Origin of the sequence: Aquimarina megaterium XH134 (assembly GCF_000520975.1) — a bacterium.
In the GTDB taxonomy this organism is placed as follows: Bacteria; Bacteroidota; Bacteroidia; order Flavobacteriales; family Flavobacteriaceae; genus Aquimarina; species Aquimarina megaterium.
Genome location: NZ_JACB01000016.1, coordinates 132345 through 155051, shown reverse-complemented (window position 1 = coordinate 155051; position 22707 = coordinate 132345). Strand labels below are relative to the sequence as shown.

General features: G+C 32.3%; 19 protein-coding genes. 8 read left to right on the top strand and 11 right to left on the bottom strand.

From position 1 onward, the window contains the following. Position 1 precedes the first annotated feature (1 nt). The 5 genes from Z053_RS0112400 to Z053_RS0112380 all read left to right on the top strand — a co-directional run bounded on the left by Z053_RS0112400 (position 2) and on the right by Z053_RS0112380 (position 7758). Entirely contained in the window at positions 2-925 is a 924-nt protein-coding gene (locus Z053_RS0112400; RefSeq protein ID WP_025665331.1) for a hypothetical protein, read from the top strand. Between the two features lie 415 nt (positions 926-1340). Continuing rightward, positions 1341-2894 (top strand): L-piperidine-6-carboxylate dehydrogenase, encoded by a 1554-nt coding sequence (gene amaB / locus Z053_RS0112395; RefSeq protein WP_025665330.1) that lies wholly within the window; start codon positions 1341-1343, stop codon positions 2892-2894. A 194-nt stretch (positions 2895-3088) separates the two neighbouring features. Next, positions 3089-3457 (top strand): hypothetical protein, encoded by a 369-nt coding sequence (locus Z053_RS0112390; protein WP_035096005.1) that lies wholly within the window; start codon positions 3089-3091, stop codon positions 3455-3457. An 86-nt stretch (positions 3458-3543) separates the two neighbouring features. Next, on the top strand, positions 3544-7233 hold the full coding sequence (locus Z053_RS30100) for a T9SS type A sorting domain-containing protein (protein ID WP_025665328.1): 3690 nt from the start codon (positions 3544-3546) through the stop codon (positions 7231-7233). Positions 7234-7296: 63 nt separating this feature from the next. After that, positions 7297-7758 carry a hypothetical protein gene (locus Z053_RS0112380; protein WP_025665327.1) on the top strand — a complete coding sequence of 154 codons (462 nt, stop codon included), beginning with the start codon at positions 7297-7299 and terminating at the stop codon, positions 7756-7758. Between the two features lie 126 nt (positions 7759-7884). Here Z053_RS0112380 and Z053_RS0112375 read toward each other — a convergent pair whose 3' ends face one another. From Z053_RS0112375 to Z053_RS0112360, 4 genes are all read right to left on the bottom strand, one after another. Continuing rightward, the gene (locus Z053_RS0112375) at positions 7885-8988 is read right to left on the bottom strand and encodes a hypothetical protein (protein ID WP_025665326.1); all 1104 of its coding nucleotides are present in this window, start codon (positions 8986-8988) and stop codon (positions 7885-7887) included. A 104-nt stretch (positions 8989-9092) separates the two neighbouring features. Then, a complete protein-coding gene (locus Z053_RS0112370; protein ID WP_025665325.1) occupies positions 9093-10229 on the bottom strand; it encodes an SPFH domain-containing protein in 1137 nt (378 codons plus the stop codon). 169 nt (positions 10230-10398) lie between these two features. Beyond that, the gene (locus tag Z053_RS0112365; protein WP_025665324.1) at positions 10399-11235 is read right to left on the bottom strand and encodes a hypothetical protein; all 837 of its coding nucleotides are present in this window, start codon (positions 11233-11235) and stop codon (positions 10399-10401) included. 24 nt (positions 11236-11259) lie between these two features. Continuing rightward, positions 11260-12087 carry a hypothetical protein gene (locus Z053_RS0112360; protein WP_035095998.1) on the bottom strand — a complete coding sequence of 276 codons (828 nt, stop codon included), beginning with the start codon at positions 12085-12087 and terminating at the stop codon, positions 11260-11262. A 304-nt stretch (positions 12088-12391) separates the two neighbouring features. On the opposite strand from Z053_RS0112360, the gene Z053_RS0112355 reads away from it, so the two are divergent. Continuing rightward, positions 12392-14122, top strand: a complete 1731-nt coding sequence (locus Z053_RS0112355; RefSeq protein WP_025665322.1) for an AraC family transcriptional regulator — start codon at positions 12392-12394, stop codon at positions 14120-14122. A gap of 110 nt (positions 14123-14232) precedes the next feature. After that, complete coding sequence (locus Z053_RS0112350; protein ID WP_025665321.1) at positions 14233-14424, top strand: hypothetical protein; 192 nt, start codon at positions 14233-14235, stop codon at positions 14422-14424. A 514-nt stretch (positions 14425-14938) separates the two neighbouring features. On the opposite strand, the gene Z053_RS0112345 is transcribed toward Z053_RS0112350, so the two are convergent. From Z053_RS0112345 to Z053_RS0112325, 5 genes are all read right to left on the bottom strand, one after another. Beyond that, positions 14939-15127 carry a hypothetical protein gene (locus Z053_RS0112345; protein ID WP_152538297.1) on the bottom strand — a complete coding sequence of 63 codons (189 nt, stop codon included), beginning with the start codon at positions 15125-15127 and terminating at the stop codon, positions 14939-14941. A 348-nt stretch (positions 15128-15475) separates the two neighbouring features. Continuing rightward, positions 15476-16321 (bottom strand): hypothetical protein, encoded by an 846-nt coding sequence (locus tag Z053_RS0112340; RefSeq protein ID WP_025665319.1) that lies wholly within the window; start codon positions 16319-16321, stop codon positions 15476-15478. A gap of 175 nt (positions 16322-16496) precedes the next feature. Next, complete coding sequence (locus tag Z053_RS0112335) at positions 16497-17249, bottom strand: LytR/AlgR family response regulator transcription factor (protein WP_025665318.1); 753 nt, start codon at positions 17247-17249, stop codon at positions 16497-16499. Between the two features lie 12 nt (positions 17250-17261). Then, positions 17262-19100 (bottom strand): sensor histidine kinase, encoded by a 1839-nt coding sequence (locus Z053_RS30095; protein WP_025665317.1) that lies wholly within the window; start codon positions 19098-19100, stop codon positions 17262-17264. A 159-nt stretch (positions 19101-19259) separates the two neighbouring features. Further along, positions 19260-20135, bottom strand: a complete 876-nt coding sequence (locus tag Z053_RS0112325) for an alpha/beta fold hydrolase (protein ID WP_025665316.1) — start codon at positions 20133-20135, stop codon at positions 19260-19262. Positions 20136-20206: 71 nt separating this feature from the next. Here Z053_RS0112325 and Z053_RS0112320 point away from each other — a divergent pair, with 71 nt between their 5' ends. Beyond that, the gene (locus Z053_RS0112320) at positions 20207-20818 is read left to right on the top strand and encodes a TetR/AcrR family transcriptional regulator (RefSeq protein WP_025665315.1); all 612 of its coding nucleotides are present in this window, start codon (positions 20207-20209) and stop codon (positions 20816-20818) included. A gap of 147 nt (positions 20819-20965) precedes the next feature. Here Z053_RS0112320 and Z053_RS0112315 read toward each other — a convergent pair whose 3' ends face one another. Both Z053_RS0112315 and Z053_RS0112310 read right to left on the bottom strand, forming a co-directional pair. Continuing rightward, the gene (locus tag Z053_RS0112315; protein WP_152538296.1) at positions 20966-21451 is read right to left on the bottom strand and encodes a collagen-like protein; all 486 of its coding nucleotides are present in this window, start codon (positions 21449-21451) and stop codon (positions 20966-20968) included. Between the two features lie 493 nt (positions 21452-21944). After that, positions 21945-22673, bottom strand: coding sequence for a metallophosphoesterase (locus Z053_RS0112310; protein WP_025665313.1), 729 nt, complete (start codon positions 22671-22673; stop codon positions 21945-21947). Between the last annotated feature and the right edge of the window lie 34 nt (positions 22674-22707).

The window sequence follows — 22707 nt, the reverse complement described above, 5'->3', positions numbered from 1 at the left end:
TATGAAAACGCTAAAATTACTTTCGGTTATTTTTTTAGGTTCAATACTATTAACTTCTTGTGTAGCAGAGGTTGTTATCGAAGAAGATGTTTATATAGAGGAACCAACAATTACTTTAAATGAATTATTGAATACCTATGAGATCTGGTATGTAGATATCGAACGCACAAAAGGTAATGGTGAGATTCCGTTTTTACAAAAAGCGTTTACAGTTTCTTTCCGAAACGGAACATTTTATGCCAATAATAATCTGGTTGGTATGGGAAGTAATGGAAACGGTTATGGATTAGATGTTGGTTTCTATGATACTTTTAGAATGGATCTGGATATTAGTCATGATATCGATGGTACATATAAATTAGTAATTACTCAATTATCAGATAATCAGATAGAAGTATATGATAGGGTAACGAATACCAGCTACTTCTTAGTTGGGTACCAACGTAGTAATTTTGATTACGATCAGGTATTTTATGATAATATTCATTATTTCCTGCAGGAGTATGAAACCTGGGAAAAAGTCTTTACCAGTGAGTTTGGGGTACTGAATGAGTTTGATAACGAAAACTATTTGAAATTCTCATATTTTGGATCCGGAGAAAATTTTAAAAGCTCTCGAGATGAAAACGGAATTCATATTAATGATATCTTTTATGATTATACCGGGCATTATGAGGTTAATGATATCGTTAACATTTTTGATAGGAAAACTTTAACACTTGATTACGATTATCTGGGCAATGAATTCTTCGAGTTGTCCGTTATAAATGATAGTAAAATAGAATTGTTTCATCCAAGCTCAGAAACAGTGTACCAGTTTGTAGGTAGAGGACATATACAATTTAAGAGTTCTGAGAAAGGAAAACCGACTCAGAATGAAAAGAAAAGAATAAAAAAAGCTGATTTTATGAAGCTTTCAAAATAAAAGTAAGGTAGCACTTAAACAATATTAACTTTTTGGTTGGTTATTTAGTTGGGAATCGCTCTACAAGAGAAATCTTGTTTGAGCGATTTCTTTTTTTAGTATAAAAATTTCTGAATAAGAAAAGGGGTTATAAAATTAAACATAACAGTATTTAAATCCATCTTTTTGAACGAAGAAATCTTTTAATTTATTTAAAGATTTCTGTACTTTTATAACTCTTAAAATATAACAGAAAAACGTTTTGTATACTGAAAGGAGTGAGTCAATTTAGTTTGTTAAACTTCCGTTTATGGTAAAATTGATTTTTTTGAAATTGATTTTTAGAAAAATCATTCAAAATTAACGTTAGATTGTGCCAAAATTTAATTTATCTCCAAAACACAGTATCTTTACCTTTTCAAAAAGTAACTTATACATGGCAACAGCAATATTAGATTTCGGAATTCAGGAAGCGCTACAGCAATTGAGCGTTTCTGAGGACAATAAAGGCACTTCGACAGGCTCAAACTGGCTTTCTTCAAAAGAAATGATTTCATCATATTCACCTGTAGATGGAGAATTAATAGGTAAAGTAGAAGTCACAACAGCAGAAGATTATGAAAAAGTAATACAAACTGCAACCGAAGCATTTAAAACCTGGAAAATAATGCCGGCTCCACAACGTGGAGAAATCGTAAGACAGTTTGGAGAAGCATTACGAGAATTAAAAGAGCCTCTTGGGAAATTGGTTTCTTATGAAATGGGAAAATCTTACCAAGAAGGTTTAGGAGAAGTACAAGAGATGATCGATATCTGTGACTTTGCCGTAGGATTATCCAGACAATTGCATGGTTTAACAATGCATTCTGAGCGCCCTGGTCATAGAATGTATGAGCAGTATCATCCACTTGGGATTGTGGGAATAATCTCTGCATTTAATTTTCCGGTAGCAGTATGGGCCTGGAACACTGCATTAGCATGGATTTGTGGAGATGTATGTGTGTGGAAACCTAGTGAGAAAACACCACTTTGCGGAATAGCTTGTCAAAATATTATAGCCAAAGTTTTAAAAGATAATAACCTGCCAGAAGGAATTTCTTGCTTGATTAATGGAGATTATAAGGTAGGAGAGATGATGACAACAGATAAAAGGATTCCTTTAATTTCTGCTACAGGTTCTACTAGAATGGGTAAAATTGTAGGAGCAACCGTGGGACAACGTTTAGGAAAATCACTTTTAGAACTAGGAGGAAACAATGCAATTATTGTTACGCCCGATGCAGATATCAAAATGACAGTGATTGGAGCCGTGTTTGGTGCAGTAGGAACAGCAGGTCAACGTTGTACTTCTACACGCCGATTAATTATACATGAATCTATTTATGATAAAGTAAAAAATGCAGTAGTAGCTGCATATGGACAGTTGAGAATTGGTAATCCTCTGGATGAAAATAACCATGTGGGACCATTAATAGATACAGATGCGGTAAAAGGTTACCAAAATGCATTACAAAAAGTAGTAGAAGAAGGAGGGAATATTGTGGTAGACGGAGCTGTGCTTTCTGGAGAAGGTTACGAAAGCGGATGTTATGTAAAACCTGCTATTGCAGAAGCAGATAATTCGTTTGAAATTGTACAGCACGAAACATTTGCACCAGTATTATATCTATTAAAGTATAGTGGTGATGTAGAAAATGCTATCGAAACTCAAAACGGAGTAGCGCAAGGATTATCCTCTGCAATTATGACCAATAATTTACGTGAAGCAGAACGTTTTCTATCTCATGCAGGATCTGATTGCGGGATTGCTAATGTAAATATAGGAACTTCTGGTGCCGAGATTGGTGGCGCTTTTGGAGGAGAAAAAGAAACAGGTGGTGGTCGCGAATCGGGATCAGATGCATGGAAAGTTTATATGCGACGTCAAACCAATACCATAAATTATACTACAGAATTGCCATTGGCACAAGGAATCAAATTCGATTTATAGCCAGATAATTTTGTAATAAATAATAAAAAAGCATCCCAACGTGGGATGCTTTTTTTATTAAATGTTGTACTAATATGTAACTTTTTCGGTTTATATATGTAATGAATATTGTATAGAGTGTGTTAAAAAAACGCAACCATAGCTTTTTAGAAGCATCTTATATACAAGTAATAACTTATAAAGTTTTAAAATACATGAAAAAAGTTTTTTTACTTTTATTAATATTCTGTGTGGCATGTAATGATGACGATAAGACAGAAGATCCTGTTCTATGTACGTTAGAGGCTAGACCTGGTTTAGAAGTAACGATTAAAGATACTATGGATGCTACATTTTTGGTAGATGGTATTACCGTAGTAGCGACAGATAACGAATATAAAGAAACATTAGAGAATATATCAGGGACTACTATTTTTGTTGGAGCTCATGAACGTACTGGTACTTATGTGATTACAGTGAGTAAAACAGGTTATACAACAATTACTAGTGATCCAATTATAGTAACAGAAGATATATGTCATGTAATTACCGAGAGTTTAGAGGTTTTATTGGAGAAAAAGTAAAAAAATCGTAAAATTCCTGAAGATTTAAGAAAAAAATTCAAAAATTTAAGCTAGTTTTGAAAAAATCACTCACAAATCAGCTTAAAATGAAAACACTTTTATTTTATCTCAAACGTTCCGTTTGGGCGGTTTCTCTTGTGGGAACCATTACTTCAGTAAATGCTCAACAGCTTAAAACACAGGCAGATCAACAGGAAAAACCTGGTGGTCATTCACTTTACAAACAATCTAAAATTTACGATAGTAAATATGGATCTAAGTCTGATGTAAAAAAAGTTGGTGACAAAGCATTAGAAAGAATGAAGTGGGAATTTGAAAGACTCAAAGACCCGAACACTAATGAAATTCCTTTCGGAATTAGAGACAAAGAGGTTAACTTCTCTAGTAAGATTTCAGAAGGAAATGATTCGAAACAATCAATTAGCAATGCTGCAAAATCTTCAAAAGCCGGTCGTTTTTCGTATTGGAAAAACAGAGGTCCTTACAATGTAGGAGGAAGAACAAGAGCATTGGCTATTGATCGTACAAACGAGAATGTAATCCTGGCCGGTGGAGTTTCGGGAGGATTATGGCGCTCTACTAATGGTGGAGAGTCCTGGAGAAAAGTAACGTCTCGTAGACAATCACCAAGTATTACTTGTATTGTACAAGATCCTAGACCTGGTAAACATAATACATGGTATTATGGATCAGGAGAACGTTTTGGTAATTCTGCAGGAGCAGGAGGAGCCTTTTTTCAAGGAACCGGAGTTTATAAATCTACCAATGGTGGAAGAACCTGGAGACTTCTTGAAGCTACCAACGATAATGACGTAAGAACATTCTCTCCTTTTGATTTGATTAATTCTATCGTGATTAATCCAACTAATGGAGATATTTTCGTAGGTACTTTTAATGGTGTACACAAATCTAAAGATGGTGGAAAATCATTTGAAGAAGTATTAGCAGGCGATTTTGATAATACTGCAGAAGTTGCAGTTACAAGTACAGGTCAGATCTATGCAACTATCGATTCTGGAGGAAATCCTAATAATGGATATTTTACATCTACCAACGGAGATGTTGATACCTGGACAGAAATATCACCAGAGGTTTTACCAGCAGATTATGGTAGAACAGTTATGGGGATAGATCCTTCTAATGAAAACATTGTATATTTCTTTACACAGAATTTAAGTGCAGGTGGACCAGCATTTTTACTTAAATACGATGCTGCCGCAGCTACACCAGAAGAAACCTGGACAGATTTAAGTGCTAATCTACCTACCGCAATTGGTGGAAGAGTAGGAAACTTAAATCTTCAGGGTGGATATAATATGATCGTTAAGGTTAGTCCGGCAGATCCTAACTTAATGTTTGTAGGCGGAACTAACATATACAGATCTACAACTGGATTTACAACTCCAGCAGGACAAGAAAGCTGGATTGCAGGATATTCTCCTCTAAACAACGTAAGTGTATATCCAGATCAACACCCTGATCAGCATGAATTACTTTTTTATCCATCTAATCCTAACAAAGTATTATCTGGTAATGATGGAGGTGTATTTGTAACCGAAGATGTTACTACTTCTACATCTGCTGCAGAACCTGTAGATTGGATTTCTTTAAATAATGGATATGTAACAACACAACCATACCACGTATCTTTTGATCCAGAACCAAATAGTGATGATCTACTAGCTGGTTTTCAGGATAACGGTACCTGGTTTACTTCTTCTACGAGCTCTATAGAGCCATGGATAGAAGATTTTGGAGGTGATGGTGCTTATAGTGCAATTGCAGATAACGGAAGTACAAGATACGTATCTTCACAAAGAGGAAATGTATATAGATTTAATTTTGATGAAGCTGGAGAATTTCAATCATTCACCAGAGTAAGACCAGCAGGAGCTAACAACCTTGCTTTTATTACACCGTTTATTCTGGATCCAAATAATGATAACATTATGTATTTACCTGCAGGTAATAGAATTTGGAGGAATAACGATCTGGATGAAATCCCTCTTTTCTCAAATGCATTCGCAACAGTAAACTGGGTTGATCTTCCTAATACCGATACTCCGGCAGGAACTTCAATATCATCTTTAGATGTTTCTAAATATCCAGTTGCAAATAGATTATATTATGGTACCAATACAGGAGGTATCTATAGAATGGATAATGCTAATCTTGATGACCAGGAAGTAGTAGATATTTCTACTGGGAAAGGATTACCAGAAGGATTTGTTAACGATATTAACGTAGACCCTTCAGATTCTGATAGAGTAATTGTTACTTTTTCAAATTATAGAGTAATAAGTGTATTCTTAACGACCGATGGAGGAGATACCTGGACAAATATTAGTGGTAATTTAGAAGAAAATGCTGATGGATCAGGAAATGGACCATCTGTAAGAAGTACTGCATTCTTAGGAAGTAGTCAAGGATTCTTTGGTTCTAGATTACAAAAAGTATATGCAGCAACAAGTACAGGATTATACTATGCAAATAGATTAAATGGAGAAAGAACCCGTTGGATTAAAGAACCTTTTGCTATTGGTAATGCTGTAACCGATGAGGTAAAAACTCGTAAAGATGGATTTATTGCTGTAGCTGCACACGGTAGTGGGTTGTATAGTGCAAGATTCCCAGTATTTAATGAATTACCAGAATCTTCATTAAGTGTTGCTTATTTACTAGATGATCTTCTTGTAGCAGAAAATAGTGAAGATGTAGAAATAGATGTAACAGATTTATTTGTTCACTCTAACGGAAATGCAATAGATATAGAATTTACGAATTCTAATCCAGAATTAGTGACAGCTACATTAGAAGGAAATACAATCACTCTTTCTTTTGCACCAGATAGCCTAGGTAAGGCAACAATTGGTCTAATAGCTACTTCTGGAGATGAGCAAGTTGCAGAAGGATTTACAGTGTCTGTAACAGAGCTTGCGATTTATGAGCAAATAGAAGGTGCTACATCATCATTGGCATCTCAATTCTTTGTAGATTTTGGTGGTCTTGCACAATCTGCAGATGACTTCGTTATTCCTGCAGGGAATGAATGGACATTAGAGAGAATTGTAGCTTTTGGAGGAGCTAATAACTCACCAGCGTTAACTAATGCAACTGTTGTAATATATAGTGATAATGCAGGAGTTCCAGGCGATGAGGTTTATAATAGCGGAGAGATAACTCCAATCTCTAACCCAACAGATACAAACCTAAACCTAGTGCTTCCAGCAACGGTAACATTAGAAAGTGGTAACTATTGGTTATCAGTTTATGCTAACTTAGCTTTTGGTGCAGGGCAACAACAATGGTTCTGGTCTTCACAAAATGGAGGAATTGGTCAGGAGCCACATTTTAAAGATAATTTAGACTTATTTGGTACAGGAGCTACAGATTGGACACCGGTTTCGGTTGCATTCGGTAGAGATCCTCTTGATCAGGTATTCCAGATTTATGGAATGGTAGATGATGGTGGTGCAGGTGAGCCTCAAACTTCGGTAGATCCTTTGGCTGTAATAGAAGTGTCAAAAAACACTACAGCTTCACCAAACCCATCTAACGGGATGTTCTCTTTTAATTTTAAAGATACAGCATTAAAATCTAATGGAGATACTTCTAGATCTATCGAGATCTTCGATTCTATGGGTAATAAGTTGTTTTCAAATAGTAATGTTGGTGATAATACAACCTGGGATGCTTCAAATGCAAGATCTGGTTTGTATTTCGCAAGAATTACAGAAAATGGAAATCAAAGTACTCTTAAACTTATTAAGAAATAAGTTGCAATAGTGATAAACTTAAAAGGAGTTGAAATTTTCAACTCCTTTTTTTATTTTTATACAATGGATAAAATACTATATATATTAATAGTAGTTGGCTTATTTTCTTGCAAATCAAATAGTATTGCCCAGGAAAAGGAAACCGAAAAAATAAAACCTAAACCTAAAGTAGAAAAACCGAAGTTTAGCGATCTTCAGGATAATACGATCGATCCTAATACCGTGCATTTGATTGCTGTAATACAAGATGTAACTAAAAATGCATCTATTTGTGAAAAAAGCTTTAAAACGGCTACTACGGTAAAAGTGAAACGCATTATAAATTCTGGTTCGAGTATTACAAATATGATTTCTCCCGGACAGGAGATTACTTTTGGTTTTATGAACTCGCCAGCAAATGATTTTGATACGCTAAAACAACTAATACCTAAGAACAAGGAAGTTTCTTTTAAAATTAGAGAAAACCTATGTCCTGATATGAGTAAGACAGTCTATGAGGTTATTGGGTTTAAAACTAAGGATTAGAAACTCTGGCTTTATAATAGCATTATTTTAGAAAAACAATATTAAAAAAAGGAGACTGGTTTTTGACCAGTCTCCTTTTTTATAAATTAAATTTTACGGCTACTAATTTTTCTTTCGCAAGTAAAATTATTGCTCGGCAAACCACACGATTATTACAATAATAATGAGTATAAACAATACAAAGAAGAATATTTTCCAGAAAGAGTAGGGCCTTTTTCCAGAAATAGCCCCTGTTTGACCATTGATAAAGAAATTATACTTTTTACCATTAAATCGGTAGGCACTAATATATACCGGAAGTAGAATATGCTTAAAGGTTTCTTCGCTTAAACTCATATCTATATGGTGTACTCTTTGGGTATCTCCTCCTATATCACGTCTGGCCCAGGAAGTAGCAATACGTTCGGCTTCTTTGGTAGATGCTAAATGACCATCTTTTAATGGAATCGTGTATTTTTCGGTAACAAACCCCGCTAAAAAATTAGTATTAAAAGGTGAAAGAGCATCCAGATTCCAATTTGATATTTTTCTTGGTACCGGATTTTTATTTTGGTGTGATGCCTTGATTAAAGTATCATCAACAAAACCATTTACATTTCCGCTTGCCGGAGACCATCTTGTTCTACGTTCTTGTCGGGTTTTGGTAACAGATTTACCATTTACCGTTGTTGTATACGGAACACTAACATAATAATAGTCTCCGCGTTGTCCGGTATAATTCGCATACAATTGGGCATCAAAGGTCCAGTAGGGTAAATAGAGACCTTTGGTGTTTTGCGGATCTAGTGCTGCTTTTTTTAAGTTATTAGGGGCAAACCACAACCCTTTTACCCATTTTGAAAATATTTGATGTGATTTCTTCTGATCAAATTGAAAAGGAAGAACTGCTCCCGGTAATATCCAATCCTCTTTATATGCATCTTCTATAATCAAAGGCATAGTGCAATACACACAATGTAGAGACTTGTAGTTTTCTTCGATATGTTGGTTTGCACCGCAATTTTTGCAATGCAGCATCATGATTTCTTCAGAATGTGATTGAGAACCCATTTCTTCGAGATAGGGTTTAAGTTCTAACTCTTGAAATCCATTTTGATCAGATATAATCGTTTCGTGATGACCACAATACTCGCAAGTAATCTCAGTCGTTCCAGGTTTATATTTTAATTCTGCACCACAATTAGTACAGGATTTTTTACGTTCTGAAACTGCTTTTTTTTCTTCTTCCATTTAGGAACTAATAATACTGGATGTTATATAGAATAGTTCCTTCTCCCATATGAGAGAAGGTTAAGTCCTATCTCAAAATTAATTTTGAGATGCTTTTTTATTTTTTAATTCCCTGGTAATGGAGGAGGAGTACTTCCGCCTAGAAAAGATTTTAGCTCTTCTACATCTTTTAATGCGACCCAGCTTTCCATTCCTTGTTTCCATACCAAAGAATCTTTATTTATGGTTCTATTGGCAAATAGTGCTTTTAATTGCTCAAAGGATACAGGTCCTGCCTGTTGCCCATTTTGAGCATAAAAATACTGTACTTGCACTGGCATTGGTGGTGGAGCCACTGGAGTAGTTTGTTGAGGTTGTACTTGTTGTTGTCCTGTCATTGGGTTCATCATGCCTCCCATTTGTTGAGCTAGAACAAATCCCATTCCCATTCCCATTCCAGCCCCTGCTGTACCTCCTTCATTGGCTGCTGCAGCTTCAATAGCTTTTGCAGTTTTAAATTTGGTTAATTTATCCAGATCAAGCTTATCAATTCTACTGTATTCAAATATTTCTTTTTTCAATTCCTCTGGCATAGAAACATTCTCGATAAAGAATTTTTCCAGAGAAATACCTACAGCGTTAAATTCGGGTTGCATTACCTCAAGACAGGTATCAGATAATTCTGTAGTATTAGCGGCATATAGTTCGATAGGTAAATTAGCTTCACCAACAGTATCTGTAAATCGTGTAGAGATTAAGCTTTTAAGATGTTCATTAATCTCGAAATTGGTAAAATTAGCATCTGTTCCTACAATATCAATGACAAATTTACCAGCATCATTAATCTTAAACGCATAGGTTCCGAAAGCACGAATTTCTACAAGCCCAAAACGATCATCGTTTAAGGTAATCGGGTTTTTGGTCCCCCATTTTTCATCGGTAAATAAATGTGTATTTACAAAATATACTTCGGCTTTAAAAGGGCTATTAAATCCATATTTCCAACCTTTTAATGTTGCCAAAATAGGAAGGTTTTGTGTGTTTAAAGTATATGTTCCGGGAGTAAACACATCTGCCAGTTGTCCCTCATTAATGAAAACTGCGGTTTGCCCTTCTCTTACAATAAGCTTTGCTTCATTTTTAATTTCATTTTGATATCGTTCAAACCGATGTACAATAGTATCATCTGTATGGTCTAACCATTCTATGATATCTATAAATTCGTGGCTAAGTTTTTTCTTTATTTCGTCAAAAATTCCCATTGATGAGTTGATTTTAAATTTGTGTTCTAAAGCTACAAAATTGAATGGTTGATGAAAAATTAATTTTGAATAAATGAAAAGAAAGTAGAGGATAAAAAAAATAAGCTTCAAAGAAAATACTTCCTTTGAAGCTTATTGGCTTCACCCATTTTAACATGATGTAAGTATGCTAATATCTGGTATATAATAAGTATCCGCCAAATCGATGATTGTTTAAATTTCCTGATGAAGAAATTGAAGTACGTCGATATCTTTTTGATGGAAACGTTTTTCTATATGTAGAACAAGTATGTGGAGAGACATTAATAGTTTTCTTTATTTTATAATTTCCAAATACATTTTTATAGTAAGTTCTCACTTTTATAGAACTGTTAGCATTACAATTCGTTATTTCTAATTCTAATCTTTTGCATTTATCTGCTCCTTGTTTTCCTGAGCTATAAAAAGTAGTTCCTGCTGCACCAGCATTATAGTTATTATATATACGATAATATTTTCCGGATTGATCGTATGTATTATAATTGGCAGATCCTACACAATAACTTCCTTCAAATTTTTGAAATATTTGCGAATCTTTTGCGGCAAGTATTTTATCATGTTTTTCAATGATATTTCTTTCTTGAGCCCTGGTTTTAACTTTTTGGTTTTCTTCTATAAGTAGAAGGTCACCTGGTACTTCTACATTATTATCGGTTAATGCAAGAAAGATTTCTAATGAACTTAATGTTTTTAAGTCTCCCAAGCCATTATAATTATCTGTACTTCCTTTAGCTTCCATGACTACACCATCAAGTTCGCTTCTAAACACTAAATCCACATTGTTAGATAATTTAATTGTAGCTAGTGTTTTTGGTACCAGAGTTATTTCTTCATTAACAGTTTCTAATTCTGATGCTGGTATAGATTCTTCTTCTTTACTACAAGAATAAAGGAAAAACAAAGCAATGATAAGTATGAATATAGAAGTGCCTGTTATCCTTTGCGTTGATATGATTTTATTTTTCATAATTCTGTTTTTTAATTTCCTAGATTAATAATTTGTAAATAGTAAGTATCCTCCAAATCGATGCCCAGCCTGACCAGTTGCTGCTACAGATGTTTTTCTATATCTACGAGACACATAGGTTTTAGACCAAAATCTGGAAGTATTGGGAGAAATATTAATTGTATTAAGGTGTTTATAATTACCAAATACATTTTTGTAATACGTTCGAGCTTTTAAAGTTTTACTGGTACTACAATTTGAAAGCCACAATTTTACAGCTTTGCATTTGTTACCATTGTTTTTCCAAGAACTATAAATTGTTGTTCCGGCACCTCCGGCCAAATAATTTTTATAGGTACGATAAAACTGACCAGAAGCATCGGTATTATAATACCCTGGTGTTCCAGAACAGTGATTAGAATTAGCAGGTGCTTTGGTATACGATAATACCAGTTCAGAATTTAGTTTGGTAGTATGTTGCTTAATGGCTCCTCTTTTTAAAGCTTCGCTTTTTAATTCTTGATTCTCCTCTATGTCTATCAAATCTTGAGGGACAGGAACGTTTTCTTGGGTTAGTATCAAAAAACGATTCAATATACTCTCATTCTCTAATGTTCCTAATCCGTCAAAATTGTTAACATTTCCTGTGGCCTCAAATACAACTCCATCCTTTTCAGTTTTGAAAACTACTTCTACATCATTGGTGAGCTGTATTGTTGCTAAAGTTTTGGGTATTAATGTGATTTCTTCTGTATCTAACCCAACTTCATTTTCTGGTTCGGTTTCTTCTTCTACATTGCATGAAAAGAATGTGATAAATGTAAATAACATAACTGCCGTTATGTTGGCTTTTAATTTCAATAAGTTTTTCATTTGTTTTAATTTTTTAATGTTAATTAGTCTACTGTTTTAATTTGTGATTGAGGCAAATATAGATTCGCTATCTTATTGAAAACAAATTGATTATATCGAAATTCCTGAAATCAAGGTCGAAATTCCACGAATTTCGATATTGTTTTTTCAGGTATTTTTTTTCAGAGCTTCATAGATATGTCTTCAGCTAATAAATGGCAAAATGTAAGTTTTTTCTGATACCAATTAGGGGGTTTTTATGAAGTAAATTTTTTGATCAAAAGATTATATTTACCATAAGATTTTATAAAGTAGATAAGTGCTCTTGATACCAAAAAAAACAGACTTCATTTTTGATCCAGATGGTCTAGTAAGACTATTAATTTGGATAATTCTTGGCGTGCAAATGGTATTGGGACAAGGACAAATAGATGCTTCTTCAGATTCGTTACAAAAACTTAGTTATAATCGTTTATATGCTTCCTATCGAAACGTTAGTCGTGATACTATAAAATCTAGATTATATCTATTGGCATATTTGGATAAAGCAATTGCAGAAAAGGATACCATAAAAATGGCTAAAGCTTACAGTCATTTATCATATTATGAGGTAGAAGAATCTAAAAAAATTGCATTATTAGACCTGGCTATACATATAAGTAAGAAACAGAATCATGATAAATATCCTGTTAAAGCGTATTCTTTTAAGGGAGGATATTACTTTATGAAAGGTGATTATCAACTTGCTCTAGATAATTATATACAAGCACTATCACTTGCAGAAAAGGTTAATAACAAAGAATATGTGCAATATACAAATCATAATATTGCATGTATTAAAACAAAAATTGATAAGCATCAGGAAGCTTTGTTACTTTTTAAAGAAAATTTTGTTTATGAACGAGACAGGGATGAGTTGAATATGGTTTCTTATTTACAGTCGTTAATTCCCATGGCAGAATCTTTTCGCTATAATAAACAAATCGATTCTGCATCTTTTTATAATTATATAGGGATATCTAAATCTTTGAAAACGGAAAAACTAAAGCGTAAGTTTTATGGTAAATTGGTTTTGAACGAAGGGATCAATCTGTTTTTTGAAAAACAGTATAATCAAGCATATGATAGTATCATTAAAGGGATTGCTTTGCAAAACAAGTATAATTCAAAAGATAAGGAAAGTTATGTACTGGGATCTTTCTATTTAGGCCAACTTTATCTCAAAAGAAGAGATACAATAAAAGCTGAAAAAGAGTTTTTAAGTATGGACTCTATTGTTCAAAAAGAAAGAATTACCCTTTCTGAAACCAGAAAAGGATATGAATTTTTAATCGGCTTATCCAAATTCAGAGTACAAAGAGAGAAACAATTGGTGTACATTAATAAGTTACTTCGGTTTGATAGTATTGTAAATAGCCAGAGAACATCTGTTTCTACAAAATTGTTTAAAGAATTCGACACTCCATTACTCCTTAAAGAAAAGAAAGTACTAATCAAGAAATTAGAAAAAAATACCAACACACTAAGTTTTTGGGTAGGATTTCTGATTGTATTGTTTTTAATGGCTATTACGTTTATGTATTATCAATATATAAAAAGAAAGAAGTATGAGCGCAAATTCAAGGAGTTACTTGATGAAGGTAAGAGAACTAAAGAATTACCTAAAAAGCCGTTAGGTGATATCGGTATTGCTGATGATATAGTTAGTGATATTCTTGAAAAACTAGCTCTTTTTGAAGAGAGGCATAAATTCTTGAAAAAAAATATAAGTATTTCTTCTTTGGCTAAAGAAATTAATACAAACACCAAGTATTTATCGAAGATAATTAATCATCATAAACATAAGAGTTTTACCAATTATGTAAATGAGTTAAGAGTACAGTATAGTGTTGATCAATTGAAAGAAAATAGTTCTCTTAAAAATTATACGATTCAAGGTATAGCTGAGGAAATGGGTTTTAATAGTGCTGAATCTTTTTCATCGGCTTTTAAAAGAAATACAGGGATGAAACCTTCATATTTTATGAGAAAACTAACTGCTTTAAGTATAGAATAATTTCTCGAAATTCATGAAATCCTTGAAATGAGGTTACACTATAGAATTTATTTTAAAATGCTTATTCTAGATTTGAGGAAAATTACACAAACATTTATAAAGTAAGGAACATGAAAAAACAGGAAGCAAAAAAGTTGGAACTTAAAAAATTTAAAATTGCAAAATTTGATCGTTTAGATGCCGTGAGAGGAGGAGGTATTATCTCTATCTCATTTATAAAAAGTTATGATCCAGATGATTGTGCAAACACAACGGGCTGTCATACTTATGGTTGTCCAGGAACAACTGTTATTCGAAATTAACAGAATATCAAAATAAAAAAAGACCGTCAAGAAAGTATTCTGGGCGGTTTTTTTATGTTGTGTTTTAATACTTTTGAAATAAGGAAATCCCTAATTGCGAATGCGTAATTAGGGAAAATTCCTACCCTTACTTAACTCAACTTAAGTAACAAAAGTTGTAAATGTAAATCTGCACTGCAAAATTGTACAATTATACTATAAAAACACTCTCTAATTCGATCAAGAGCTAGAGAGTGCGGGGATATTTAGTAACCCAGATGGGGGATTTAGAAGATTGGAAAACATTTAAAACGGTATAGTGATATTAAATTCAAAAAATATACTACACAAACTACTTCTGGGTTACTTATAAAACTCTATGTTATCAATGTTTGACAAGGTGTTTTTGTAAAACGTTATACTCAGGATAGTATAAACCTATATCCGAAATGAGTGATTAAAAGGGTCACGAATTGATATTGCCTTTATGCTCCATCAGATTAAAATTAGAGTGGGCATAAAAAAACATATTTTTTTAGTGTCTATAATTAGAGCAATAACAATCTCCATTATGAAGAGCTCCTGTGTCATGTCCAAGACTTTTACAGTACTGGCAACACTGTCCGCAATTGCTAGTAATGAATAACCCTCCGCCAGCAATTCCTTTTTGCTGTTTTTTGTCAATTTTTTTGACGTTTTCTAAGTTTAAAATGTTGTTTAGCATGATGTGAAATATTATGATTTTTTAAATAATTATACTGTTTTATATCAAGAGTTTAGGTGTTATACTCTAACCTCTATCATATCAATATTTGAGTAAATTTAGAGTATTAATTAAGAGCAGTGAGGCGTAATTGATAGAAGGAGTGTTTCAATAGATGAGTATAGCTTTTTAATTGATCATCGAACAAATTGGTTGTTGTTAAAATAAGAAGAACCCCCTAATCCCAAATTTGAGATTAGAGAGTACTCCTTTCCTTAACTAAACATTACTAACAAACATTATAGATGCTAAGAGTTTAAGTTGAGACACTTTTTATGTTAAATAGATAAATAATTATTTAGTTCTTATTTAAATCCCATCTAATCCCAATACAAGGTCTTTGTATCCTGAAAAACGTACTTTTCCTCCATATCGTTGCTCATTAATACTTGAGATATAAATGTATCGTCTTCCCTTTGTGAAAAATGATTTTGAGTAATATTTATGTTTCCGTGGAGGAATATCGATAATGGCATAAGTTTTTGCAGGACCATTATTAGGAGCGTACTGGTGATAGATTCTTAATTCTTTGTTATAATCGCAATTGGTTAAACCAAACTGTACTCTTCGACATTTATTTTTTTTATTATGAAGTTCACTACCGGAAAGATCATATGTATTATAATTTTTGAAGGATATTGTAACACGATCAGGTTTAGAAAGTAAGTTTTCAACGTACCTTTCTTTCCACCCATTACACAAAGAAGGGAATGGTAAGGCTTTAATATGGTTTGAAAATGATTTAGAAACAGGAATATTTGTACTATGTTTTTCTATTGTACCTCGTTGTAGTGCTTTTTCTTTGATTTTTTGATCTTCTTCTAATTTGATAAGATCTGTAGGTACGGCAACATTTTCGTCGGTTAAAGTTAAAAAACGATCTAATAAGCTTAAATCATCTAGCCCATCTAATTCGCCAAAATTATCAGAGTCTCCAGAAGCTTCAAAGACAATACCATCGGCTTCTGTTTTAAAAGTAACTATAGTGTTACTAGGCAAACTTATAGTTGCCAAAGTTTTAGTTGTTAAAACAGGTGCTTCTATCGATTCTTCAGTTTCGGGGATAGTATCTTCTTCAGAATTACAAGAGTAGCATAAGAAAAGAGTAAAAATTACAATGATCCTCGCTAAATTAAATTTGATTTTGTTTTTCATGGTTATAAGTTTTAAGATTAAGATCAAACTTAAAGACTTCTGAAAATAATGACCAGGTAGAATTAATAGGTATCTAGTTTCAATTTATAGATATAGCTTTTCAATTGATGTACTATTAATCAGTATGTTTTTATTTTTGAAAATAGAATTGATGAAGATAAGTTTAGTGACACAATTACTGTATATGACTCATGGCAATAAGAAACTTCTCTTTTTTATTTTTTGAAATATTAATGATATCATTATTATTCATCATAATATAACCTCCGTCTGATTTCACGAATTTTTTCACTTCTTTTAAATTGATCAAAAAACTATTATGTGTTCTCATAAATTGTTGTTCGATCAATAAATTTTCATATTCTTTAAGATGTTTGCTTACTAGTAGAGATATATTATTTTTGAGAATAAATGAAGTATAAGCTCCATTAGCCTTGCAGTATATGATATCCTGGATATTAATAAACTCTACACTATCTGCCGTAGAAAGACATATTTTATTAAATTTTGGCTGCTGTTGTAGATTATCTATTAGGGTTTCTAACTGTTTTTTATATACCTCTTGATCTTTCTTTTTCTTTGCTTTTTCTACAGCAGTTTTGAGTTCTTCAATACCTAAAGGCTTAAGTAAATAATCTAAAGATGAAAATTTTATAGCCTGTATGGCGTATTGCTCGTAAGCTGTGGTAAAAATTACTTCAAAATTTATGGTATCGATTTGGGTTAATATATCAAAACCTATTCCTGATTGTAGTTCTATATCCAAAAAAACAACATCAGGTTTATTACTCTTAATTTTATCAATGGCTTCTGTTACAGAATTTGCAGTGGTTAAAACGGTGGTCTCTAAGCAAAACTCTTCTATTAATTTTGTTAAAGCCTCTCTACTGTGTTTTTCGTCATCTACAATTATTGCTGTTAAGCTCATAATTAGAAAATTTTATTCGGTTTGAATTTTGATAATTACCCTAGTTCCTATGGGTTTGCCATGGTTATTAATTTTGTCTATAATTTCTATATTTTTTTGCTCAGATTCATGAAATTGTTGTAATCTTTTTTCAGTTAGTTCTAGACCTCTGGATTTTGTAGGTTTTTTATAAGACGAATTTATGTTTTTAGCAGCACTTCTTCCTATACCATTATCATCTACTTCACAAATAATATGATTTTTTTCTTTTCTGAAACAAATATTTAGTTTTTTATCCTCACCTTTTTTATTTAATAACCCATACAGGATTGCATTTTCGACAAATGGTTGAATGATCAACATAGGTACCTCTTCGGCATTTGCGTTTAGCGAATCATCTATATGAATAGCATATTCAAAACTGGCATCAAAACGTAAAGCTTCTAATTCTAGATATTGGTGTAATAAGTTGATTTCATCAGATAATACGATATTTGTTTCTATAGAATTTTCAAGCAGGTTTCGCATTAAATGACTAAACTTAGAAAGATATTTTAAAGCAGCTTCTTTTTTTTCGAATACAATTAAATGTTGAATCGACCCTAAAGAATTAAAAATGAAGTGTGGATTTATCTGAGCTCGTAGTGCTTTACAGTTGTTAATGAATGATTCTTTTTCGAAGAGGAGTTTCTCTTTATGTTCCTGATGTATTTTATACGCCAAACCTAGTGCAAAAATTATGATTTCTAGAGTTGCTCCTGCCATCATATAATCACATGCCTTGGTAAAAAAGAAACCCAGGGTGCCTATCATGAATAAGAATGATCCAGCAACTATAAAATAAGCCAAACGGTTTTTGGCAGTTAGCAGTAAATAAATCATCCCACCAACACCAAAAAGAGTCATTATTAAACGCTGAATATTCATGATATAAATAGCTCCTTCGAAATATTTGAAATACAAAAAGATACTATCTAAAATGATAATGGTAATAAGTGCGTAGATGATATATTTTATGATATGATTAAGGGTAGGATAGTCTTTTTTTGTAGCTAGATAGAAGCAAACAAAATAAACATAACATAAATTAATTAATACCTGTATAATCTGAAAAAACCAATGTACCACTATACTATAGCTATCAAAAATGATGTTGTTTGCTATAAGTAAAGGACCATTTAGGTATATAAATAACCATAAAATGTATAATGAGTAAAATAAGAATTCAAAATTTCTCGAAGTTATAAAGAATGCAAGAGTGAGAATAAACATAACCAAACACACTCCGGTAAAAATATATTTACGTATTGGATTTTTAATATTATTATGGAGGTAGTGGTTTTGTGTAGTATGGTTTAAGGTTTGTGAAGCATAGTGAAATTTCCAATTAGTAACACGATCTGAATATCTTAAACGCCTTATTTTTAAATATATAAATCGGTTTTTGATAAGTGAGCTGTATTTAAGAGGTATCCTATTAATATAGGATATAGAATTCATTTTTTCTGAACCGTCAAATAAACCAAATTTCTTTTCTATCAGTGTATTATTCTCGACACAAAATATAGATGCATGTGCATAATTACTAGATCTTAGGAACCAGAGACTATCTTTTTTTAATTCTTTATTGAGGTCGATTTTTATCCAGTAAATATCTTTAGGCCTGGTTTTCTTAGTAAAATATTTAGATGATCGAAAAAGAGTATCAGATTTTATAATACCATGAATCGATAGTGTATCATAAGTAGTTTTATATACCTTAAAAGGAATTTGGGTTATACTTTTATCTAAATTATTTTGGGCATTGAGATTATAGCAATATACATTCGATACAATAAGAACAGAAATTATATATAGTAATTTTTTTAGCATATGCCCTATTGCTATTTATCGTTGAGAGTTTGTTATTAATATAACGTTTATAGAAGGTAAGACCCCAGTCCTTCATATAAATTGTGTTAGAAATATTTTCTATTTCTAGATTAGAGCTTATCACATAATAGTAAAATAACATGTTTTTTTTATGTTGATTTATGATTCTATAAGCCATTCGCTAATTTGTTTTTCGATCTGAGCATATGTTTTTTGATCGGGAATATGTTTTGTGTTTTTTAAGAAAATAGAGTCCCGAAAATTGTCAAATATTTCTTTACATCTTTTTAGAGCTTTCTCACCAGGAAAAAAGATATCATTATCAGCAAATATTGCATAAACAGGGGCGTTTAGATGATTTATATCTTTCTTTTGTAAAAGAGGGGGTCTTCGATAATCCATTTTTGTACCTAATAAAACGTTCTTTTGAAAAGCAATAGAATACGGATCTATTGTAGTGTAAAATGCGTTCATGAATTTTAGAAGGTATTTTTCTTTTTTAGTAAATAGAAAACTTAATAGGGGGAAGGTTAAATGCTTCATTGATATGCCAAAAGAGCCATTTACAAGACCACTGGGGACAACAAATATACCTTTGTGTACCTTCTCTGGTTGGTAGGACATTATTTTTTGTAATAAAAATGCTCCGTAGGAGATACCGATTATAGCAGCCTTCTCTATATTTAAAATATCCATGGTTTCAGCAATCCATTCCCCATAAGAATTGTCATTAATAGGTAATCTGTTTTCTGTGCTTTTGGTGGTTTGACCTATAGTATCTATGGCATAAATTCGGTAATTATCTCTTAGGTTTTTTATAGGCTCGATAGCTAATGGTGCACCTGCATTTATGCCATGTAAAATAATAACAGGAGGATTTCCTGGCATTCCTGTGGTAATTATATGCGTTTTACCGGCTTTTGTATTTACATAAATATCTTCATATTCGATTTCACATGATTGTAGTTTTTCATCATATAATTTCATTATAACATCTTTCGTTTTTTTATTTTTATAAATACTTGTGTTTGCCATTGTGTTGTTTTTAACAAAAATATATTATTTTGCCAAAAATTAGTCCATTTGGACTAATTAAATTTATATTGATGAATATTAAGGATATAATTAAGGAAAAAGCCCTTGAACTTTTTAATACAAAAGGAGTTATGAATGTAACCTTAAGAGAGGTTGCAAAAGAATTGAATAAAAGTTATGGTAATATTACATATCATTATAGAACCAAAAATTACCTGATAACTGCTTTGTATAATGATATGATGATCGAAACAAAAGCAATAGCGACCTTTTTTAGTAATGTTAATTTGTTTTATGAAATCTTGGATGCCCCCAAAAAGACGTTTAAGATTTCTATGAAATACCTTTTCTTTTATGTTGATTATATTGAAATAAGACGCAATTTCAGCACTGTTTTCATAAACTTTGAAAAAAACAATGATATTAGAAAAGTGTTCTATAAAAGTATTTTAGAGCAATTGCAAGATCAAGGAATAATTCGGGCAGAATTGAGTACAAAAGATTTGGATTATTTAATGGAGTTAAGCGGGGCTATTAGAACATTCTTTTTTCTTAATCTTTCTTCAGAAAATTTTCTGGATAAAGAACTGGAAAACAAATATGTAGAGTATGTAAATAGATTACTTATTCCATACCTCACATCAAATGGTCTAGAACAATATAATACCTATAAAGCGGATTAAATATTTTTCTAAAAAGAGATAAATTAGTTTTGAAACACTATAATTAGAATAACCTTTACCCAATTTAATTAGGTAAAGGTTATTTGTAGTTTATTATATAGTCAAAAACTTTTTTTGCTACGTATGTTTGACTATTACATAGTGAAGCTAATCTGTTAGATTATAGAATGATTGCACTTCTAGGTAGTTTTCAAAATTAATGCCGCTGGCATCATTACCTTCTACCAGTACAAATCGAAGTCTAAGATTAGATTGATTAAAAGTAGCACGTAATGTAGCTTTTCCAACTTCAATCTTATCAATCTCAAGAATGATTTGCTGTCCTAGACTAAGCGGTAATACTTCCCAATAATTATTTCCTGTTACTGTTACATAGGCGTAAACAATACCAGTGTCAAATATTTCCTTTGTTAATTGGGGAATGTCAAAAACATTATCCCCGTTAGATATCGTTTGATTTTCGAATAAAACAGAAACTACATTAGCGTTTCCATCCTGTCCATTTGCCCCATCAGCTCCTGCAGGTCCTTGTGGTCCTATTTGACCATCGACTCCATCTTCTGCAGAGCAAGCACTTAAAACTAAGATTAGTACCAAAATGCCATACTTAAAAAATTTCATTATTGTTTCCATACTTTTCATGTTATTAATTATTAATTGTGTGAATATTCGATTGTTTATTTGCGAAGTGTTTTTAGTGATCGATTCCACAATTACAACCTTATGCTACAAAGATGAAGAGTGCTTAAAAAGCTATCAAGAGGTTAAAACCTTAATTTAAGTGGGGTAAAACCATATATTTATAAGGGTTGTTTCCTGAATTTGTGTGGCCTAAGACTCGTATTTAAAAAAATACTGCTAGTTATGTAGCCTATTTCATTTTGAAGAATAGAACAAAAAGAAGAGTTGTAATTGTACTCAAAATCTACCTAGCTAGACTCGGCATTTAGGATTGATTTTTCTACTAAATTGATCTTTTCCTTTATAATGATAAATAGTAAGGAAAAAGCTATTAACAAATACGCCAAAAATTTTATTGTTGTTTTCATGATATGTGATTTTTTATCATTTACAACCTTAGATCAATAGCTTTAAATTTTTGTTACCCCTTATTTACGATAAATTTTTAGTTTCTACCATTTTCATGTGGATATAATTGGTATACGGGATCACTTTGCCAGAACTCTTTGGTATTAATATCCATTATGGTAAGTGGCCCTTTAAATGCAGCTCCTGTATCCATATTCCATACGCAAATAGCTTGTATTGGGGTGGTCTGATTGATTCGTGTAACGGGAGTGTGGCCAATATATATCTCATCAAAAAGTAACATTCGTTTAGGATATTTTGGATCTGTCTTTTTTAGATTGGGATCTGTAGCCAACGCAGTTTCCCATAAAGTTCTATCCCAATAAAATAATTCACTAAAATATTCTCGATGCGGTCCATGAAGATTGGTGAACCCAGCATGAAGAAACAAACGATTGTGAGTATCTATATGATAATTATTAAGAGTTTCATAAAAACTAAGATGGGCATTGATTTCTTCTTGTGATAGTTTAGCATATGAATCCATAGTCGCTTGGCCACCGTGTTGTACCCACTCGGGATTGTGAGTATGTTGTGTGAGCCAGGTATAACAAAGTTCATCATGATTTCCTTTAATAAAAATACAATTGTGAGAAGCTTTGAGCTTAATCAGGAACGAAACCAATGGGGCACTATGGCTCCAACCATCTACATAATCTCCCAGAAATATAAGAGTATCGTCTCTAGTTACCTTTGCTCTTTCAAGTATTTGCTCTAATGCGGTTAGTGCACCGTGAATATCTCCAATTACTAAAATTCTTCCCATGGTTGGTTAATTATTGATCATTTTGATGTATTAC

Excerpts from the sequence above, each read along its gene's own strand:
- Z053_RS30100 (WP_025665328.1), top strand. The coding sequence starts at position 3,544 with ATGAAAACACTTTTATTTTATCTCAAACGTTCCGTTTGGGCGGTTTCT.
- amaB (WP_025665330.1), top strand. The coding sequence starts at position 1,341 with ATGGCAACAGCAATATTAGATTTCGGAATTCAGGAAGCGCTACAGCAA.
- Z053_RS0112340 (WP_025665319.1), bottom strand. The coding sequence starts at position 16,321 with ATGAAAAACAAAATCAAATTTAATTTAGCGAGGATCATTGTAATTTTT.
- Z053_RS0112375 (WP_025665326.1), bottom strand. The coding sequence starts at position 8,988 with ATGGAAGAAGAAAAAAAAGCAGTTTCAGAACGTAAAAAATCCTGTACT.
- Z053_RS0112315 (WP_152538296.1), bottom strand. The coding sequence starts at position 21,451 with ATGGAAACAATAATGAAATTTTTTAAGTATGGCATTTTGGTACTAATC.
- Z053_RS0112400 (WP_025665331.1), top strand. The coding sequence starts at position 2 with ATGAAAACGCTAAAATTACTTTCGGTTATTTTTTTAGGTTCAATACTA.
- Z053_RS0112350 (WP_025665321.1), top strand. The coding sequence starts at position 14,233 with ATGAAAAAACAGGAAGCAAAAAAGTTGGAACTTAAAAAATTTAAAATT.
- Z053_RS0112380 (WP_025665327.1), top strand. The coding sequence starts at position 7,297 with ATGGATAAAATACTATATATATTAATAGTAGTTGGCTTATTTTCTTGC.
- Z053_RS0112365 (WP_025665324.1), bottom strand. The coding sequence starts at position 11,235 with ATGAAAAATAAAATCATATCAACGCAAAGGATAACAGGCACTTCTATA.
- Z053_RS0112325 (WP_025665316.1), bottom strand. The coding sequence starts at position 20,135 with ATGGCAAACACAAGTATTTATAAAAATAAAAAAACGAAAGATGTTATA.
- Z053_RS0112390 (WP_035096005.1), top strand. The coding sequence starts at position 3,089 with ATGAAAAAAGTTTTTTTACTTTTATTAATATTCTGTGTGGCATGTAAT.
- Z053_RS0112370 (WP_025665325.1), bottom strand. The coding sequence starts at position 10,229 with ATGGGAATTTTTGACGAAATAAAGAAAAAACTTAGCCACGAATTTATA.
- Z053_RS30095 (WP_025665317.1), bottom strand. The coding sequence starts at position 19,100 with ATGCTAAAAAAATTACTATATATAATTTCTGTTCTTATTGTATCGAAT.
- Z053_RS0112360 (WP_035095998.1), bottom strand. The coding sequence starts at position 12,087 with ATGAAAAACTTATTGAAATTAAAAGCCAACATAACGGCAGTTATGTTA.
- Z053_RS0112345 (WP_152538297.1), bottom strand. The coding sequence starts at position 15,127 with ATGCTAAACAACATTTTAAACTTAGAAAACGTCAAAAAAATTGACAAA.
- Z053_RS0112310 (WP_025665313.1), bottom strand. The coding sequence starts at position 22,673 with ATGGGAAGAATTTTAGTAATTGGAGATATTCACGGTGCACTAACCGCA.
- Z053_RS0112320 (WP_025665315.1), top strand. The coding sequence starts at position 20,207 with ATGAATATTAAGGATATAATTAAGGAAAAAGCCCTTGAACTTTTTAAT.
- Z053_RS0112335 (WP_025665318.1), bottom strand. The coding sequence starts at position 17,249 with ATGAGCTTAACAGCAATAATTGTAGATGACGAAAAACACAGTAGAGAG.